Source organism: Azonexus hydrophilus, assembly GCF_905120355.1.
Classification (GTDB): Bacteria; Pseudomonadota; Gammaproteobacteria; order Burkholderiales; family Rhodocyclaceae; genus Azonexus.
Genome location: NZ_CAJHOB010000006.1, coordinates 1 through 18,017, shown reverse-complemented (window position 1 = coordinate 18,017; position 18,017 = coordinate 1). Strand labels below are relative to the sequence as shown.

Here is an 18,017-nt window from a genome sequence, read left to right as displayed (position 1 = left end):
CAGGCTGCCTTTTTCATTTCTCGTCTGCATGCCCAGTCTCCAGAAACTACGCCAGGGAATCCAATTGCCACCGTCCGGCTGGATGCTGGCCGGCATGCTGGCGCTCTACGTACTGGCCGGTTTATTTGGCCGCGATCCGTGGAAGGGCGAAGACGCCATCCACATTGCCACCGCCTGGCAAATGCTCTCCAGTGGCGACTGGCTGGCCCCCATGCTCGCCGGCAGACCATTTCACGAGCCTCCCCTCTACTACTGGAGCGCCGCCATCAGTGGCTGGCTCTTCGGCCACATCCTGCCTCTGCACGACGCCTTGCGTCTAGCCAGCGGCGCCTGGGTTGCCCTGACCCTGGTGGCCCTGTATTACGCCGGCCGCGAACTGCACGGTGATGAACACGCCGCGGCGGCCCCCATGGTGCTGGCTGGTTCGGCCGGCCTGCTGCTGCATGCCCACGACGCACAGCCGATGCTGGTTGCCCTCGCCGCCTACGCCGGAACCATCGGCGCCGGCGCCTTGATGGCACGCAAGCCGTGGGCCGCCGGCCTGTTCTACGGCCTCGCCCTGGCCGCCTGCCTGCTCGGCGCCGGCATCGCTCCCACCCTGCCGCTGCTGGCGATCGCACCTTTCGCCTGGTATTTCGCCGGCCAGCGCACACAGGCAGCGCAGACCCTGCTGCTCGGCCTCGCCCTGGCCACCCTGCTCGTTGCCCCCTGGCTGCTGGCACTCGACCAATGGCGCCCCGGCCGTCTCGATGCCTGGCTGCACACCGAACTCACACCGCTGGCCACGCCCTTCTCCTTCACAGGTCTCGCACGTTTCAGCAGCCTGCTCCCCACATTTGCCTTTCCAGCCCTGCCGCTCGCGCTGTGGGCCCTCTGGCACGCGTGGCGGCAACGAAAACAGGCGAGCCATCCGGCGCAACTGCTGCCACTGATCCTCTTTTTCCTGACCTTGCTGCTACTTGCCTGGGCGTACCGGCCCCGGGAAATCCCGGCCCTGCTACTGCTCCCGCCCCTGGCCTTGCTCGCCGCCCCCGGCGCCCTGAATTTGCGCCGCGGCGCGGCCAACGCCTTCGACTGGTTCGCCATGAGCCTGTTCAGCCTGCTGGCGGCGCTCGTCTGGCTGGCCTGGTCGGCCATGGCGCTCGATTTCCCACCGCGACTGGCACAACGCGTGGTGGAATTACGCCCAGGTTTCGTCGGTGAATTGAATGCCTGGCACCTGTTGCTGGGGATTGCCATCAGTGTCTGGTGGTGGTGGCTGATCGTCACCGCGCCACGCTCTCCCTACCGCAGCCTGACGCACTGGACCCTGGGTTTCACCACTTTCTGGCTGCTTGCCACCACCCTGATCCTGCCCTGGTTCGACTACGGCCGCAGTTATCGTCCGGTTGCCGAAGCCGTCGCCAAGGCCTTGCCAGAGGGCACCACCTGCCTGGCCGAACGCCATCTCAGCCCGGCACAGCGCGCTTCACTGGCGTACTTCGCCAACCTGGCACCGCTGGACTGGAGCACCCGCGCCGGCCAGCAGTGCCGTTGGCTGCTGGTGGTCGGCGACCAAAGCAGCGAACTCAGCGCACCAGATGCCAGTTGGCGACTCGTCTGGCAAGGCAACCGCCCGGGTGAGCGGCGCGAGAAATTCCGTCTGTTCCAGCGTTGATTCCGGCGTACCTGCCCGCCTTGCCGGAATCACGCAGCTCAAGCGTCGGCAGATCGGGGCACAAGAAAATGCGCCCGGTAGTACTTCAGCTCATCGATCGACTCGTAAATATCCGCCAGCGCGGTATGTTTGCTCTTTTTGCTGAACCCCTTGTAAATCTGCGGCTGCCAGCGCTTGCACAATTCTTTCAGGGTGCTGACATCAAGGTTGCGGTAGTGGAAGAAAGCTTCCAGGGTCGGCATGTAGCGCGCCATGAAGCGACGATCCTGACCAATCGAATTACCGCACATCGGCGAATGGCCCTTGCCGGAGTATTTCCGCAGGAACTCCAGGGCGGCAGCTTCCACATCCGTTTCGGACAAGGTCGATTCGCGCACCTTCTGAATCAACCCGGAACGGCCGTGCGTGCGTTGATTCCATTCATCCATCGCCGCCAGCGTGGCGTCCGACTGATGCACCACCCAGGACGGCGACTCCGCCACCATCCGCAACTCGCTGTCGGTCACCACCATGGCCAGTTCGATGATGCGATCGCCCTCCGGATTCAAACCGGTCATTTCCATATCCAGCCATACCAGGTTGTTTGCGTTGCCTGCCATATAATTGCCCGTAATCAAGAATAATGTTGCCTAAGCCGCAATTCTCGCACACCTCCTCCCTCTCCCTTAGTTCCTTCCCGTGCCCGACACTTTCCGCCTCCTGTTCCTCTGCATCCTGGCCCTGACCTGCGGCATCCGCTTGTGGTTGAAATTACGCCAATGGCGTCACATTGCTGCCCACCGCTCCACGGTCCCGGCGCAATTCAGCGAACACATCAGCCTGGCTTCGCATCAGAAAGCGGCGGCGTACGGCATCGACCGCAGCAAGGTGGCATTGGTCGACATCGCCGTCGATACAGCCTGGCTGCTCGCGCTGACCCTCGGTGGCGGCCTGCTCGCCCTGCATGACTTCTGGGCCGCCCGCCTCGACGGTATCTCCTACGGCCTGGCGCTGATGTTCAGCGTGATGCTGCTCAGCGGTCTGGTCGATCTACCGTTTTCGCTCTACAAGCAATTCGTGATCGAAGCCCGGCACGGTTTCAATCGGATGACGGTGGCGCTGTTCGCCAGCGACCTGCTGAAGCAGACCCTGCTCGGCCTCGTCATCGGCGCCCCCGTACTGGCGACCGTACTGTGGCTGATGGAAGCCATGGGAAGCCTGTGGTGGCTCTATGTCTGGCTGTTCTGGAGCGTGTTCAACCTGCTCATGTTGTTCATTTTCCCGACCTGGATCGCCCCCTTGTTCAACAAATTCACGCCCCTGCCTGACGGCGAAGCAAAACAGCGCATCGAAGCCCTGTTGAAACGCTGCGGCTTTCGCAGCAACGGCCTGTTCGTAATGGACGGATCGAAGCGTTCGGCCCACGGCAACGCTTATTTCACCGGTTTTGGCAACAACAAGCGCATCGTCTTTTTCGACACTCTGCTGGAGCGCCTCTCACCCAGCGAAACCGAAGCCGTGCTGGCGCACGAACTGGGGCACTTCCGCAAACGCCACGTGTTGCAGCGCATGTTGCTGATGTTTGCCAGCTCGCTCCTGTTCCTCGCCCTACTCGGCCAACTGATCGACGCCCCCTGGTTCTACGCCGGACTGGGCGTCCCGGCGCAGAGCACGGCCTTGGCACTGACCCTGTTTTTCCTGGTCGTACCGGTCTTCCTCTTTCCGCTGACACCGCTGACCAGCTATTGGTCGCGCCGCCACGAATTCGAGGCCGATGCCTACGCCGCCGAACACACTGCCGCTGGTGAACTGGTACACGCACTGGTCAAACTCTATGACGACAATGCCGCCACGCTGACCCCGGACCCTCTGCATTCGCTCTTTTACGATTCCCACCCCCCGGCGGCGCTGCGCATTCTCCGCCTGCAGGGAGTACAGGCATGACCCTGCAGGGACGCATCATCGCCGCCCACGGACGACACTATCTGGTCGATACCGGCAATGGTGAGCATCTACCCTGTGTAACGCGCGGCAAAAAGAGCGATGTCGCCTGCGGTGACTGGGTGGAAATCATGCGCACCTCCGACGATCAGGGGGTCATCGAAAACATCCTGCCACGTCGGCAACTGCTTTACCGCTCCAACGAAACGCGGCAGAAACTGATTGCCGCCAATGTCGACCAGGTCGTCATCGTCGTTGCCTGTGCGCCGGCCTTTTCCGACGACCTCATCACCCGCGCCATCATTGCGGCCGAGAGCGAGGAAATTGAAGTTCATCTCGTGCTCAACAAATGCGACCTGACGGAGACCCTGCCACGTGCCCGCAAACAGCTCTCTGTATTCGCCGATCTCGGCTACCCGGTCCTGGAACTGTCCGCCCGCAGCAGCGCCGACCTGCTACGTCCCCGACTGCAGGGCAAGACCAGCGTATTGGTCGGGCAATCGGGCATGGGCAAATCAACCCTCATCAACGCCCTGATCCCGGATGCCGGTGCCGCCACACGGGAAATTTCCAAAGCACTCGATTCCGGCAAGCACACCACCACACACGCCACCCTCTATCCACTGGATGCCGAAAGTTTCCTGATCGATTCCCCTGGCCTGCAGGAATTCGGACTGGCGCACCTAGAACGAGGCGAAATCGAATATGCCTTCCGCGAATTCCGCCCCTACCTCGGACACTGCCGTTTCCGCAACTGCCGCCACGGCCAGGAGCCCGGCTGCGCCCTGCGCCCGGCCCTGGACTCAGGCGAAATCGACAAAAGCCGCTTCGCCAGCTATGCCCGGCTCACTGGTGTATAACCGGGCCGCCCATCGGTGCTATAGGTAGAAAACGCAAAAACAGACATAATTCGGCAAACTGTTGCGACATACGGAAAACGTCCATGCAAGCCCAACCCAACATCCTGATTGTTGACGACGTACCCGAAAACCTGAGTGTCCTCGGCGAGCTGTTGCAACCCACCTACCGCGTCCGCGCCGCCAACTCCGGGGCCCGCGCCTTGCAGATCGCCAACAGCCCGCCACCACCGGATCTGATCCTGCTCGACGTCATGATGCCGGGTATGGATGGGTATCAGGTGCTCCGCGAGTTGCGCGACAACGCCACGACGCGTGACATTCCCGTCATTTTCGTCACCGCCATGGATGGCACCGATGACGAAGAAAAAGGCCTCGACCTGGGCGCTGTCGATTACATCACCAAACCCATCCGCCCCGCCATCGTCCTTGCCCGTGTCCGCGCCCAGCTTGAACTGAAACGGGCGCGCGACATCCTGAGCGACCACAACGCCTATCTCGAGCAGGAAGTGGCGCGCCGCATGGCAGAAAACCAGTTGATCCAGGAAGTCAGCATCCATGCCCTGGCCCACCTGGCAGAAACACGCGACCCGGAAACCGGCAACCACCTGCGTCGCACGCAGGAATACGTCCGCACCCTGGCGCGCGGCCTGAAGCACCACCCGCGTTTCTCGCATTACCTCGACGAACGCACCATCGGCCAGCTGGCACAATCGGCGCCGCTGCACGACATCGGCAAGGTCGGCATCCCCGACCACATCCTGCTCAAACCCGGCAAGCTGACACCGGATGAATGGGCCATCATGAAAACGCACGCCGAAATCGGTGCCGAGGCCATTGCCCAGGCCATCGCCGATTCTGCCCGACCGGTGGAATTCCTGCAGATCGCCCAGGAAATCGCCCGCGGTCACCACGAAAAATGGGACGGCAGCGGTTATCCGCGTGGCCTTGCTGGCGATGGCATTCCCATCTCCGCCCGCCTCATGGCGCTGGCCGACGTCTTCGACGCGCTCATCTGCGCGCGGGTGTACAAACCCCCGATGCCTTACGAAGAGGCTTACTCGATCATCGTTTCCGGCAGCGGTACGCACTTCGACCCGGATGTCGTCGACGCCTTTATCCGCGAATTCGACACCTTCAAACGTATCGCCGACAACTACGCCGAGTAACCATCATGAGCGCTTCGGACGCCACCGGCATGCTGCGCCACCTTGACTCTCACCTGGCGCTGGCCCTGGGTACCGCCCAAGCGGGCGTGTGGGAATACCTGCCGGAACAGGACCTACTGCGTTGCTGCTGCAATCTGCACCGCATTCTCGGCGAAGATTGTGCCACCACGAGCTACCCGCTCAGCAGCTGGCAAACCCGTATTCACCCGGAAGACCGAGCGGCGTACGCGGCAGCCATGGCGGCACTGCAACGCGGCGAACACCCCGGGCACACCCTTGAGTACCGCATCCGCCATGCCAGCGGCAACTGGATCTGGGTGCGTGACTGCGGGCAGCGCAGCCATCTCGCCGATACCGGCACGGAATTGTTCCACGGCATCCTGACCGACATCAGCGCGCACTATCACGACCGCCAGCACATCGCCCGCCAGCACCGGGCGCTCGCGCTGCAGGCCGGCATCGCACGCAAGGCAGTGCGGGCCAGCGAAGAAGCTCAGTTTCTGGCCGAGCTGTGCCAGCTCTTCATCACGACCGGAACCTACCTGGATGCGCGTTTCCTCTCGCTGCAAGAGGCAGAAGCGCAGCCGCCCGCGGTGCACGAATTGCGCCTCCCCATCTTGGTGGAAGGGGGGCTCAGCCTGCAGTTGAGTCTGAAATATCAGCCCGACAACGAACCGGATGCAGAAGAAAAAACCCTGCTCGCCGAACTCGCCGATGAAATCAGCCTGGGCATCGAACGCCTGCGGGCACGCGCTGCCGTGGCAGAAAGCGAAATCAACCTGAACAAGCTGTGGCGCGCCCTGGAGCAAAGCCCGAACAGCGTACTCATCACCGATCTGCAGGGCCGGATCGAATATGTCAATCGACACTTCGAGAAAGTCAGCGGCTACAGTGCAGCGGAAAGCATCGGCCGCAATGCGGAATTCCTGGCTGGCAGCAACCATGATCCGATGCAGGCGAAAACCCTGTGGGCGGCGATCGCTGCCGGGCAGACCTGGGAAGGCGAATTCCGCAACCAGCACAAGAATGGCAGCAACTACATTTCGCACGCCATCATTTCGCCGATCCGCCAGAAAGACGGCAGCATCAGCCATTACCTGTCGATTCAGGAGGACGTCACCGAACGCAAGGCCGAGCAAGCCGAGCTGTCCCGTTACCGTAAGGAACTCGAACAGCAAGTTGCCCAGCGTACCGGCCAGTATCTGCGTGCAAAGGAAGAGGCCGAGGCAGCCAATCGTGCGAAGAGCGCCTTTCTGGCCAACATGAGCCACGAAATCCGCACCCCGCTCAATGCCATCATCGGCCTCACCCATCTCCTGCAACGGGATCTGAACACAGCGCCGCTCGATGAAAGCGAGACGCGCCTGACGCGCATCGATCAGGCGGCGCAGCAACTCTTGCAACTGCTCGACGACATTCTTGAATTGTCGCGCCTGGAAGCCGGTATTGTTTCGAGCGAAACACAGGAATTTTCGCCGCTCGCCCTGCTTCAGGAATGCCGCTCACAACAGCTGCAGCAGGCCACCGGCAAAGGTCTGGCCATCACCATCGAGCACCCGCTGAACCTCCCTGCCCGCGCCCTTTCTGACACCAGCAGCATCCGCCAGATTCTCTATCAGTTGCTTTCGAACGCCATAAAGTTCACCCAGGACGGCATGGTCGGCCTGATGGTGACGCAGGAAACAGACACCAGCGGGCGCGATTTCCTGCGTTTTTCAGTCAGCGATACCGGTCCCGGCATCAGCACAGCAGCGCAGCAGCGCCTGTTCCTTCCTTTCGAACAAGGCGACCCTTCGCTCACCCGCCAGCATGGTGGCAGCGGCCTGGGACTGGTCATCTGTCGCCGTCTGATCGAATTGCTGCACGGAGAATTCGGGGTCGACAGCACCCCCGGTCGAGGCAGCACCTTCTGGTTCACTGTTCCGCTGCACCGCCCGGGGACAACGGCGCAAACCGCATCGGCAAGTGTCCCCCAGAATCCGGGCAGCGAACCGCTGAATACAGTCCCCGGCCTCAATGCCGCAGCCGGTTTGCATGCCGTACGGGGCAAACGCGCCATGTATGTGCGCCTGCTCGAAACCTTCATCCAGACACACAGCGGTGATTTCGCACAGATGCGGACCCTGCTCGCCACCAACCAGCACGAGGAAGCGCGCCGCCTGGCCCACTCCATCAAAGGCGCCGCCGCCACCCTCGGCGCAAACGTGGTGTTCGAAAGTGCGGCGGCCACCGACCAGGCTTTCCGTCAGGGGCAGCCAGCCGAGGTCGTGTTGCAGCATATTGCGCAAACTGAAACGCACTACCAGGCCCTGCAGGATGCCCTGCGCCCCATCCTCGCGCAAACGCGTGAGCAGCTACCGGCCACCCGCCTCGACCCACACGCCTTGCGCCAGCATCTGAACGGCCTGAGCCAGTTGCTGCACGAAGGGGATTTCGCCGTACACCAGCGTCTACAGAAAGAAAACGACGCCTTGCAGCAACTCCTCGGAGATAAATTCCTGCGCTTCCAGCAGCATATCGAGCATTTCGATACAGGTGCCGCTGCCGCCTTGCTGGACGAGGCTCTGGCAGCACTGTAGACCTGCCCTGCTGGCGCCGGCAGCCTTTCAGGCTATGCCTGCAGCCAGCGCAGGATGCCCTCTCCAGCGCGGTAACCACTGGCCAGACAGGCGGTGAGCAGATAGCCGCCTGTAGGCGCTTCCCAGTCAAGCATTTCCCCTGCCACGAACACACCCGGATGCTGCGTCAGCATCAAATCTGCGTTTACCGCGCTGAAGGCAACCCCGCCCGCCGTGCTGATGGCCTCCGCCAAGGGTCGGGCGGCTACCACCGGCAAAGGCAGATGCTTGATATGGCGAGCCAGCTCAGCCATGTCACGCAGCCCTGCTGCGGGCAGCAGTTCATGCAGCAGCGCCGCCTTGACACCACTTATGCCCAGCCGCCGACGCAGGTGGTTGGCCAGCGAATCGCGCCCTCGCGGCTGCAGCAGGGCCGCCTGCACATCAGCCAAGGAGCGCCCGGGCAACAGGTCGAGATACAGCACCGCCGGTTGCCCGGCGAGCAAGGCATCGCGTAACGGTGCTGCAAGTGCATAAATCAGGCCCCCTTCGATCCCGTACTCGGTGATGTTGAATTCACCTTGCCGCCCTTCCGGCGCTGGACCACAGCAGCTTGCACGTACCGTTTTGACGGCGGCACCGGCAAAACGTGTGCGCAGATGCTCACTCCAGGCAACCGTAAAACCACAATTGGCCGGCTTGAGCGGCGTCACCGGAATACCCGCTGCCGCAAACACCGGCACCCAGGCGGCATCCGAACCCAGCTGCGGCCAGCTGCCGCCTCCCAGCGCAAGCAAGACTGCGGCACCACGCACCAGTACCTCTTGCTCCGGCCCCTGGAAACGCAACCGTCCATCTGCGGACCAACCCTGCCAGCGATGGCGTACCTGAAAACGCACGCCGCGCTGGCGCAAGCGCTGCAACCAGGCACGCAGCAACGGTGCCGCCTTCATCTCGCGCGGAAAGACCCGGCCTGAACTGCCGACGAAGGTCTCGATACCCAGGCCATGAATCCACTCGCGAATGGCCTGCGGCCCGAATGCATCCAGCCAGGGGCGGATTTCTGCCGCCTGCGGGCCATAACGGGAGACAAAGGTATCCAGCGCTTCGCTGTGGGTGATGTTCATGCCGCCCACGCCGGCCATGAGGAATTTACGCCCCAGGGAAGGCATGACGTCATAAACTGTCACCTGCACCCCCGGGCTGCAGGACAAACGCTCGGCAGCCATCAAACCCGCCGGGCCACCGCCAATGATGATGATTTCACGCACGTGGTCTAGATATCGGTAAAAGCAGGGGCAGTAAAACTGCGCAACAGAGCCTCTGCGGCACTGGCAGAAAGTGGTTTACCCCAAAGATAGCCTTGCTGCTCATGACACCCGTGTTCCTCGAGAAGCGTGCGCTGCGCTTCGTTCTCGACACCTTCGGCCAGCGTTGTCAGACCGAGGCTGCGCGCCAGCGAGATGATGGCACAGACGATCGCTGCATCATTGGCATCTTCATTCACATCACGCACGAAAGAACGATCGATTTTCAATTTATGCGCCGGAAACGCCTTCAGATAAGCCAGCGAAGAATAGCCCGTGCCGAAATCGTCGATCGCAATGCGGATGCCGCGCTGCTTGAGTGCATGGAGAATATCGACCGCCTGCTCGGCATCAGCCATCAGGACGCTTTCCGTAATCTCCAGTTCGAGTTGCTCCGCCGGGAATCCGGTGTTTGCCAGCACAGCGTCAATCCGTTCCAGCAAGTTGCGCTCTGTAAATTGGCGGGCAGAAAGGTTCACCGCCATCAATTGCTGCCCCAGCCCCGCCCGCTGCCAGGCCATGGCTTGCGCACAGGCGGTGGTCAGCACCCATTCCCCGAGCGGCACGATCAGACCGGTTTCTTCAGCGATGGGAATGAATTTCTCTGGCGGCACCAAACCATGCTGCGGGTGCTGCCAGCGAACGAGCGCCTCCCAACCAATCAGACGCCGCTCACTGATCGCCCACTGCGGCTGGTAATGCAGCACGAACTCTGCATCTGCCAACGCCCGGCGCAGGTCATTTTCCAGTTGCAAACGTTCCTGCACCGCCTGATTCATCGCCGGTGCGTAGAATGCCCAGGCATTACGTCCCTGCGCCTTGACCTGGTACATCGCCATATCGGCGTGCTGCATCAAGGTTTCGACCCGGGTACCATCGGTGGGATAGATCGCCACGCCCATCGAGGGCGGCGCGTGCACCTGCGTACCATTGATGACGTAGGCTTGCGCCAGCTCTGCCTGCAAATTAACGACGAGATGGGCACAGCGATTCTGGTCACCGACATTTTCCAGGACCACCAGGAATTCGTCCCCGCCCAATCGCGCCACCGTATCGGAGACCCGCACGGCAGCCCGCAACCGGCGTGCAGCCTCGATCAGCAGCTGATCACCAAACTGGTGGCCGAGGGAATCATTGATATTCTTGAAGCGGTCGAGGTCGATGAAGATGAGGGCCAGCCGGCTACCGTTCCGCTCCGCCCGGGCAATCGCGTGCTGCATGCGCTGTTCGAACATCAGGCGGTTGGCAAGACCGGTCAGATGATCGTGATAGGCCAGATACTGGATGCGCTCGTCGGCTTCCTTGCGCTCTGAAATATCGACGAATAAAGCCACGAAATGCGTCGTCACGCCATTTTCGCGTACTGCATTGATGACCGCCCATTTGGGATAGATCGAGCCATCTTTACGTTTGTCCCACACCTCACCGGACCATTGCCCTTCATTGATCAGGGCTTGCCACATCCGCTCGTAGAACGCCGCATCGTGCCGGCCAGAACTCAGCAGCCGCGGTGTCTGCCCGATCGCCTCGTTCGAGGCATAACCCGTAAGATGCGAGAAAGCAGGGTTGACGCGGATGATGACGCCATTGGCATCGGTCACCATGATCGCTTCCGAGCTGTATTCGAACACTTTTTCTGCCAGACGCAGACGTTGTTCGAACACGCTCAACTTGCGCTGGCGCACCTCTGTCAGTCTGTTCTCCAGACGTTTGCGCTCGCTGATGTCCGCTGCGATGCCAAGAAAACCACGAATCCTGCCATCCGCCGCATGCATCGCGGTCACCGACAACAGTACCGTCAGCCGCTTCCCGTCCTTGTGCAGATAGGTCCATTCGCGCTCTTCCGCCACACCGCGGCGGGCTTGCGCAACAAACACATCGAAACCGGGGTCCATCGGCTGACCGCTGATTTCGGACAAATAGCGTGCGCGCTCGGCCACCTCTTGCGGGTCGTGAAACAACGCGGGGGTATGCCGACCGATCACTTCCTCGGCGTGATAGCCCAGCATGCGCTCGGCGGCGGGATTAAAACTGAGAATGAGACCATTCTCGTCCGTCGTGATGATGGAGAAGTTGGCGCTCTGCAAAATTGCCACCCACCATTCCGGCAACGTGACGTCGTGCATCACATTTCTCAGTTGCAACAGAGTATGCCGAGGGGTGTTCATTACTGCAAAAATCTCCAAAAACCCACTCTTATATGGGCATCCCCACCCCAGGTCAACAGCAAATTAAATCACTACTCGTTTACCTGTAGCAAGCAAAAATACCCGTCGGCATAAAGGTAAAAGTGTTCGCGCACGCGTGAGTCTTTATAATCGCATCCCCCCTGATCGAATTTATCCGCTGTGTCGCTTCCGTCTCCGCTTTTTCCCCGGCCACAACTACCCAAACCGGGTCACCGCCTCGACCTCACCCTGCCTTCAGGCTCTGCCGACGCACTGTTCATCGCTGAACTGGCGAGCGCCCAGCGCGGACGATTGCTGACACTGATCACGGCCCGTGCTGCCGATGCCCAGCGGCTGATTGAAGAAATCGCCTGGTTCGCACCGCAACTGAAGGTGCGTCAGCTGCCCGACTGGGAAACCCTGCCCTACGACCATTTTTCACCGCACCAGGATCTGGTGTCAGAGCGCCTGGCCACCTTGTGGAGCATCACGCAGAACGCCCTGGACATCATTGTGGTGCCGGCCGCCACCGCACTGTACCGCTTGCCGCCGGCAGACTATCTGGCGGCCTATACATTCGCCTTCAAGAAAGGCGAAAACATTGATGCGGACAAGTTCCGCGCTCAGGTCACCCGTGCCGGCTACGCCCACGTCACCCAGGTAGTCGCGCCGGGCGAATACGCCATCCGCGGTGGTTTGATCGACCTTTTCCCGATGGGGGCTGCACTACCTTTCCGCATTGATCTTTTCGGCGACGAAATCGAAAGCATCAAGACTTTCGACGTGGATACCCAGCGCAGTCTGTACCCGGTCCCCGAAATCCGCCTGCTGCCGGCGCGCGAATTCCCCATGGACGAGGCCGGGCGCACCCGCTTCCGCCAGGCGTTCCGCGAAACCTTCGAGGGCGACCCTGGCCGCTCCGGCATTTACAAGGACATTTCTGCCGGCATTCCCAGTCCCGGCATCGAGTATTACCTGCCGCTGTTCTTCGAGCAAACGTCGCATTTTTTCGATTATCTGCCGGCGGACGCCCTCATCCTCACGCATGGCGACGTGCCTGCCGCACTGCGCACCTTCTGGAGCGACACCCGCTCTCGCTACAACCTGCTGCAAGGCGACCCGGTACGCCCCCTGCTGGCGCCCGACCAACTGTTCATGAGCGATGAAGCCTTCTTCGCCGCCTGCAAATCCTATCCACGCCTCGCCATCGGACGCAGCCCCGAGGAAACAAAAGAAGGGAGTAGCCTCGCCAACACCGCCGGACCGATGCCGCTTTCCCTGCCCAACCTGGCCATCAACCGCCGCAGCGACACACCGCTGGCGGCATTGCGCGACTGGCTGGACAGTTTTCCCGGGCGGGTCCTGCTGCTTGCCGAATCCGCCGGACGGCGGGAAACGCTGGCCTCGCTGCTCAGCGAACATGGACTGCAGGCTGGCACCTGCGCCGACCTCGGCGAATTTCTCGCCACCGACACCCGCTTTGCCCTGGCCGTCGGCCCGTTACAAACAGGCTTCATCCTCGACTCGCTGGCTTTCCTCACAGAAAACGAGCTATTCGCCAGCAGCCCTCGACGCAGCCGCAAGGACGCACAGCGCAAAGCCAGTTTCGACAACTGGCTGAAAGACCTCACTGAACTGAAAGTGGGCGATCCAGTAGTGCACGAAAGCCACGGCATCGGCCGTTACCGCGGCCTGGTGCATATGGACCTGGGCCTGGGCGAGCAGGAATTTCTCGAATTGCACTACGCCGGCGACGCCAAGTTGTTCGTGCCAGTCGCCCAGTTGCACGTCATTTCGCGCTACTCCGGCGCCGATCCCGATGCCGCGCCACTGCACACGCTGGGTTCCGGACAGTGGGAAAAAGCCAAGCGCAAAGCAGCGGAACAGGCGCGAGACACCGCTGCCGAGCTGCTTGCCCTCTACGCCGTACGCGCCGCCCGCGCAGGTCATGCCTTCACCTTCCAGGAAAACGACTACGCACTGTTCGCCGAGGGCTTCGGTTTCGAGGAAACCGCCGATCAGGCCGCTGCCATTGCCGCTGTCATCGACGACATGCGCAGCGGCAAACCCATGGACCGACTGGTCTGCGGCGATGTCGGCTTTGGCAAGACGGAAGTCGCACTGCGTGCTGCCTTCTGCGCTGTCGCCGGGGGCAAGCAGGTCGCCGTACTGTGCCCGACCACCCTGCTCTGCGAACAGCACTACCAGACGTTTTGCGACCGCTTTGCTGACTGGCCGGTAAAAATCGCTGAGTTGTCACGCTTTAACACTGCCAAGGAATCGGCGCTGGCACTGAAAGAATTGGCCGAAGGCAAGATCGACATCGTCATTGGCACCCACAAGCTGATCGGCAAGGAGGTCGCCTTCAACCGTCTGGGCCTGGTCATCATTGATGAAGAACACCGCTTTGGCGTGCGGCAGAAAGAACGGCTGAAAGCCATGCGCGCCGAAGTCGATGTACTGACGCTGACAGCGACGCCGATACCGCGCACGCTGGCGATGAGCATGGAGGGCCTGCGCGACTTCTCGGTGATCGCCACTGCCCCCAGCAAGCGTCTGGCCATCAAGACCTTCGTCAGCCGCCTGTCCGACGGCATCATCCGCGAAGCGGTGCTGCGCGAACTCAAACGCGGCGGACAGGTGTATTTCCTGCACAACGAAGTCGACACCATCCAGAACATGCGGGAAAAACTGGAAAAACTGGTACCGGAAGCGCGCATCGTGGTCGGCCACGGCCAGCTGAACGAGCGCGAGCTAGAACGCGTCATGCGCGATTTCACCAGCCAGCGCGCCAACCTCCTGCTGTGCACCACCATCATCGAGACCGGCATCGACAACCCGCACGCCAATACCATCCTCATCAACCGCGCCGACAAATTCGGTCTGGCCCAGCTGCACCAGCTACGCGGTCGAGTCGGTCGCTCGCACCACCAGGCCTACGCCTACCTGCTGGTTCCCGACGACAAGGCCCTGACCAAGCAGGCACGGCAGCGCTTGGAGGCCATCCAGCAGATGGAAGATCTCGGCTCAGGCTTCTACCTCGCCATGCACGACCTGGAAATCCGTGGGGCCGGCGAAGTCCTCGGCGACGATCAATCCGGCAACATGCAGGAAGTCGGTTTCAACGTATTCACCGACATGCTCAACCGTGCCATTGCCCACCTCAAGCAGGGCAAACCGCTGGATGCGGGCGATCTCACCCAGCCCCCCGGCGTCTCCGGCGAAATCAACCTGCGCACCCCGGCGCTGCTGCCGGATGCTTACTGTCCGGACGTACACGAACGTCTGAATCTGTACAAACGACTGGCCAACGGCGAAAACGGAGCCGACATCGACACCCTGCAGGAAGAGCTGATCGACCGCTTCGGCCCCTTGCCACCCCAGGCACAAGCCCTGATCGCCACCCACCGCCTGCGCCTGCTGCTGCAACCCTTGCTGGTACAAAAGCTGGATGCCAGCGCCGACCAGATCACCCTGCAGTTTGCCCCCGAATTTGCCAAAAATCCGCCCATCGAACCGCTGCGTATCATTCAACTGATTCAGAAGAACCGCCACTACAAGCTCGCCGGGCAGGATAAAATCACGCTTTTGCGCCACTGCCCCAGCCTGCAGGATAAAGTGGCCGCCATCAAGGACATGCTTCGCGAACTGACACAATGACTACAACTCAACTCGAAAACATCAACATCGCCTCGTTCGACCCCATGCCCAGTCCGGGCGAAATCCAGGCACGTGTGCCGGTGAGCGCAGCCGCCGGCGACACCGTTGCCGCCGGACGCCAAGCCCTGCGCGACATTCTGGATCGCCGCGACCACCGGCTGTTCGTCGTCGTTGGCCCCTGCTCCATTCACGACCCGGTAGCCGGCCTCGACTACGCTCGCCGTCTGAAGACGCTGGCCGATGACGTCAGCGATACGCTGTGCATCGTGATGCGGGTCTATTTTGAAAAACCACGCACGACGGTCGGCTGGAAAGGCTACATCAACGATCCATTCATGGACGACTCCTTCCAGGTCGATGTCGGCATGGAAAAGGCCCGCGCCTTCCTGCTGGCGGTCAATGAACTCGGCCTACCGGCCGGTACCGAAGCACTCGACCCGTATGGGCCGCAATACTATGGTGACCTGATTTCCTGGGCCGCCATCGGTGCCCGCACCACCGAGTCGCAGACGCACCGGGAAATGTCCTCCGGCCTGTCCACCCCGGTCGGCTTCAAGAACGCCACCAGCGGCGATCTGACAGTGGCCACCAATGCCATCCTCTCCGCCTCGCGTCCGCACTCTTTCCTGGGCCTGAACAGCAACGGCCAGGTCAGCATCGTGCGCACCCGTGGCAACCCGCACGGGCATGTCGTGCTGCGCGGCGGCGAAAATGGCCCGAACTACGACACGGTTTCCATTGCTTTGGCAGAGGCCGCCCTGGCCAAGGCCAAATTGCCGGCCAACCTGGTGGTCGACTGTTCGCATGCCAACAGCTCCAAAAAACCGGAAATGCAGCCGCTGGTCATGGCCGACATCGTCAGTCAGATCCGTGCCGGCAACAATTCCATCCTCGGCGTGATGATCGAATCCAATCTCGAAGCAGGCAATCAACCGATTCCAGCCGATCTGTCGCAACTGAAATACGGCTGCTCCGTAACCGACGGCTGCATCGACTGGGACACCACGGAAAAATCCCTGCGGGAAGCAGCCACCCTGCTACGCGATGTGCTGCCGGGACGCCTGGCGGACTGAATGACCACACTGCGGTAACGCCCCGTGCCTGGCCGCGATAGAGATATTGAGACTATGAAACTGGTGCTCCAGGGAGCCGCACTGCCCACATTCCTGCTCGAGAACATCGCTCGCGCGACAGGTGCTGAGCGCGTCGAACCTCGCCCGCCGCAAAGCACGCATTTCCATGGTGCGTGCCGTACAAATGAATTCGAACAGCTGCTGCCTCTGATCGAAGCGGAAAAACTGGATTGGGCCTTTGTCGCCAGCGACACAAAACTGAGCAATTTCGGCCTGATCTGTTTCGACATGGACTCCACGCTCATCACCATCGAGTGCATCGACGAGCTAGCTGATTTTGCGGGCAAGAAAGCAGAGGTGTCGGCCGTCACCGAAGCGGCCATGCGCGGTGAGATCGATTACCGCGAAAGCCTGCGCCGCCGCCTGGCCCTCATGGCAGGCCTTGATGCCCGCGTGCTGGCACGTGTGTTCGGCGAGCGCCTGCTGCTATCACCCGGCGCACGTGAGTTGCTCGATGCCTGCCAGCAAGCCGGCCTGCGCACAGCCATCCTTTCCGGTGGCTTCACCTACTTCACGGAGCGCCTGCGCATTGAACTCGGCTTCGATTTTGCCACCTCGAATGAACTGGAAATTTCTGGAGGCAAACTGACCGGCCGGGTCGTTGGCGACATCATTGACGCCAATGCCAAGGCACAGCATCTGGCTCGGTTGCGCGATGAACTGGGGCTGAGAAAAGAGCAAGTCATCGCCGTCGGCGATGGCGCCAATGATCTGCTGATGATGGCTGAGGCGGGATTATCCGTTGCCTATCATGCCAAACCGGCCACCCGTGCCAAAGCCGATATCAGCATCAACTTCGGCGGACTGGACAGTTTGCTCGCCCTGTTCGATTGAATTTATTTCGTGCCCGATTGCTGGCAGCGCGGCAGCCAGAACAGTGCTGAAATCGTCTTGGCATCAGTAATCTGGCCAGCAAAAACAGCGGCCGTCGCTGCCTCTGGTGACAGCTGCGTTATTTCAAGAAATTCATTGGCATCGAGCTTTTGCTCCCCATCGCGCACCAAATCATACGCCGCGAAAATCTCGATCCGCTCATCCGAATAGCCAATGCACGGGTGCATCACCCCAAGGTAGTGCCAACTCGCCGCCGTATAACCCGTCTCTTCCCGCAACTCACGCTGCGCCGTCTGCAGGGGATCTTCGCCCGCATCAATCTTTCCCGCGGGCAATTCGAGGAAAACGCGCCGCAACGGGTAGCGGAACTGCCGCTCGAATAACAAGTCACCACTCGGCAGAAAGGCCAGAATGACGACTGCCCCGGGATGGGTAATGAACTCCCGAAAAGACTCGGCACCATTGGGCAAGGCAACCCGCGCCAGATGTACCTGCAGAAAACCACCGGAAAACACTTGCTCCGTCTGCAGTTCAATCTCGATCAAATGCGCGTCAATGGACATGGGGCTATTTTCAGGTAATGAGTGACAGGAATAATAACGTAGCACCTGTCGTTCCGGATTTATTGCCTCACCGAATTTTCTTTTTTCAAGCGCAAAAGCCCCTAGTTACTTTGGTAACTAGGGGCTTTTGTTGGTATGTGTTGCCTGGCGGTGACCTACTTTCGCGAGCGAGATGCTCACTATCATTGGCG

Annotated in this window: 12 protein-coding genes; 8 read left to right on the top strand and 4 right to left on the bottom strand. The window is 61.1% G+C overall.

Annotated elements, in window-relative coordinates; all coding sequences use genetic code 11:
* The first annotated feature begins 28 nt into the window (after positions 1–28).
* Positions 29–1,657 carry an ArnT family glycosyltransferase gene (locus tag JYJ39_RS05895; RefSeq protein ID WP_205202870.1) on the top strand — a complete coding sequence of 543 codons (1,629 nt, stop codon included), beginning with the start codon at positions 29–31 and terminating at the stop codon, positions 1,655–1,657.
* Positions 1,658–1,695: 38 nt separating this feature from the next.
* Here JYJ39_RS05895 and orn read toward each other — a convergent pair whose 3' ends face one another.
* Positions 1,696–2,256: an oligoribonuclease gene (orn, locus tag JYJ39_RS05890; protein ID WP_205202869.1), complete on the bottom strand. Its 561-nt coding sequence runs from the start codon at positions 2,254–2,256 to the stop codon at positions 1,696–1,698.
* A gap of 79 nt (positions 2,257–2,335) precedes the next feature.
* Here orn and JYJ39_RS05885 point away from each other — a divergent pair, with 79 nt between their 5' ends.
* The 4 genes from JYJ39_RS05885 (at position 2,336) to JYJ39_RS05870 (ending at position 8,182) form a co-directional block, all read left to right on the top strand.
* Positions 2,336–3,580 carry a M48 family metallopeptidase gene (locus JYJ39_RS05885; RefSeq protein ID WP_205202868.1) on the top strand — a complete coding sequence of 415 codons (1,245 nt, stop codon included), beginning with the start codon at positions 2,336–2,338 and terminating at the stop codon, positions 3,578–3,580.
* On the top strand, positions 3,577–4,437 hold the full coding sequence (gene rsgA, locus JYJ39_RS05880) for a ribosome small subunit-dependent GTPase A (RefSeq protein WP_205202866.1): 861 nt from the start codon (positions 3,577–3,579) through the stop codon (positions 4,435–4,437). The genes JYJ39_RS05885 and rsgA overlap by 4 nt, the downstream gene beginning before the upstream one ends.
* An 83-nt stretch (positions 4,438–4,520) precedes the next feature.
* Complete coding sequence (locus JYJ39_RS05875; protein ID WP_205202864.1) at positions 4,521–5,603, top strand: response regulator; 1,083 nt, start codon at positions 4,521–4,523, stop codon at positions 5,601–5,603.
* A 5-nt stretch (positions 5,604–5,608) separates the two neighbouring features.
* Positions 5,609–8,182, top strand: a complete 2,574-nt coding sequence (locus JYJ39_RS05870; RefSeq protein WP_205202863.1) for a PAS domain S-box protein — start codon at positions 5,609–5,611, stop codon at positions 8,180–8,182.
* 32 nt (positions 8,183–8,214) lie between these two features.
* Here the strand turns inward: JYJ39_RS05870 and JYJ39_RS05865 are convergent, their stop codons facing one another.
* Both JYJ39_RS05865 and JYJ39_RS05860 read right to left on the bottom strand, forming a co-directional pair.
* Positions 8,215–9,432 (bottom strand): TIGR03862 family flavoprotein, encoded by a 1,218-nt coding sequence (locus JYJ39_RS05865; RefSeq protein WP_275887959.1) that lies wholly within the window; start codon positions 9,430–9,432, stop codon positions 8,215–8,217.
* A 5-nt stretch (positions 9,433–9,437) separates the two neighbouring features.
* The gene (locus JYJ39_RS05860; protein WP_205202862.1) at positions 9,438–11,594 is read right to left on the bottom strand and encodes a sensor domain-containing protein; all 2,157 of its coding nucleotides are present in this window, start codon (positions 11,592–11,594) and stop codon (positions 9,438–9,440) included.
* 222 nt (positions 11,595–11,816) lie between these two features.
* Here JYJ39_RS05860 and mfd point away from each other — a divergent pair, with 222 nt between their 5' ends.
* Genes mfd through serB form a run of 3 tightly spaced genes read left to right on the top strand, consistent with a single transcriptional unit; the run spans position 11,817 to position 17,263 of the window.
* On the top strand, positions 11,817–15,296 hold the full coding sequence (gene mfd / locus JYJ39_RS05855) for a transcription-repair coupling factor (protein WP_205202861.1): 3,480 nt from the start codon (positions 11,817–11,819) through the stop codon (positions 15,294–15,296).
* Complete coding sequence (locus tag JYJ39_RS05850; RefSeq protein ID WP_205202860.1) at positions 15,293–16,369, top strand: 3-deoxy-7-phosphoheptulonate synthase; 1,077 nt, start codon at positions 15,293–15,295, stop codon at positions 16,367–16,369. The genes mfd and JYJ39_RS05850 overlap by 4 nt, the downstream gene beginning before the upstream one ends.
* Before the next feature lie 54 nt (positions 16,370–16,423).
* On the top strand, positions 16,424–17,263 hold the full coding sequence (gene serB, locus JYJ39_RS05845) for a phosphoserine phosphatase SerB (protein WP_205202859.1): 840 nt from the start codon (positions 16,424–16,426) through the stop codon (positions 17,261–17,263).
* A gap of 2 nt (positions 17,264–17,265) precedes the next feature.
* On the opposite strand, the gene JYJ39_RS05840 is transcribed toward serB, so the two are convergent.
* A complete protein-coding gene (locus JYJ39_RS05840; protein ID WP_205202858.1) occupies positions 17,266–17,826 on the bottom strand; it encodes an NUDIX domain-containing protein in 561 nt (186 codons plus the stop codon).
* Between the last annotated feature and the right edge of the window lie 191 nt (positions 17,827–18,017).

Excerpts from the sequence above, each read along its gene's own strand:
- serB (WP_205202859.1), top strand. The coding sequence starts at position 16,424 with ATGAAACTGGTGCTCCAGGGAGCCGCACTGCCCACATTCCTGCTCGAG.
- JYJ39_RS05860 (WP_205202862.1), bottom strand. The coding sequence starts at position 11,594 with ATGCACGACGTCACGTTGCCGGAATGGTGGGTGGCAATTTTGCAGAGC.
- JYJ39_RS05850 (WP_205202860.1), top strand. The coding sequence starts at position 15,293 with ATGACTACAACTCAACTCGAAAACATCAACATCGCCTCGTTCGACCCC.
- rsgA (WP_205202866.1), top strand. The coding sequence starts at position 3,577 with ATGACCCTGCAGGGACGCATCATCGCCGCCCACGGACGACACTATCTG.
- JYJ39_RS05870 (WP_205202863.1), top strand. The coding sequence starts at position 5,609 with ATGAGCGCTTCGGACGCCACCGGCATGCTGCGCCACCTTGACTCTCAC.
- orn (WP_205202869.1), bottom strand. The coding sequence starts at position 2,256 with ATGGCAGGCAACGCAAACAACCTGGTATGGCTGGATATGGAAATGACC.
- JYJ39_RS05840 (WP_205202858.1), bottom strand. The coding sequence starts at position 17,826 with ATGTCCATTGACGCGCATTTGATCGAGATTGAACTGCAGACGGAGCAA.
- JYJ39_RS05875 (WP_205202864.1), top strand. The coding sequence starts at position 4,521 with ATGCAAGCCCAACCCAACATCCTGATTGTTGACGACGTACCCGAAAAC.
- JYJ39_RS05895 (WP_205202870.1), top strand. The coding sequence starts at position 29 with ATGCCCAGTCTCCAGAAACTACGCCAGGGAATCCAATTGCCACCGTCC.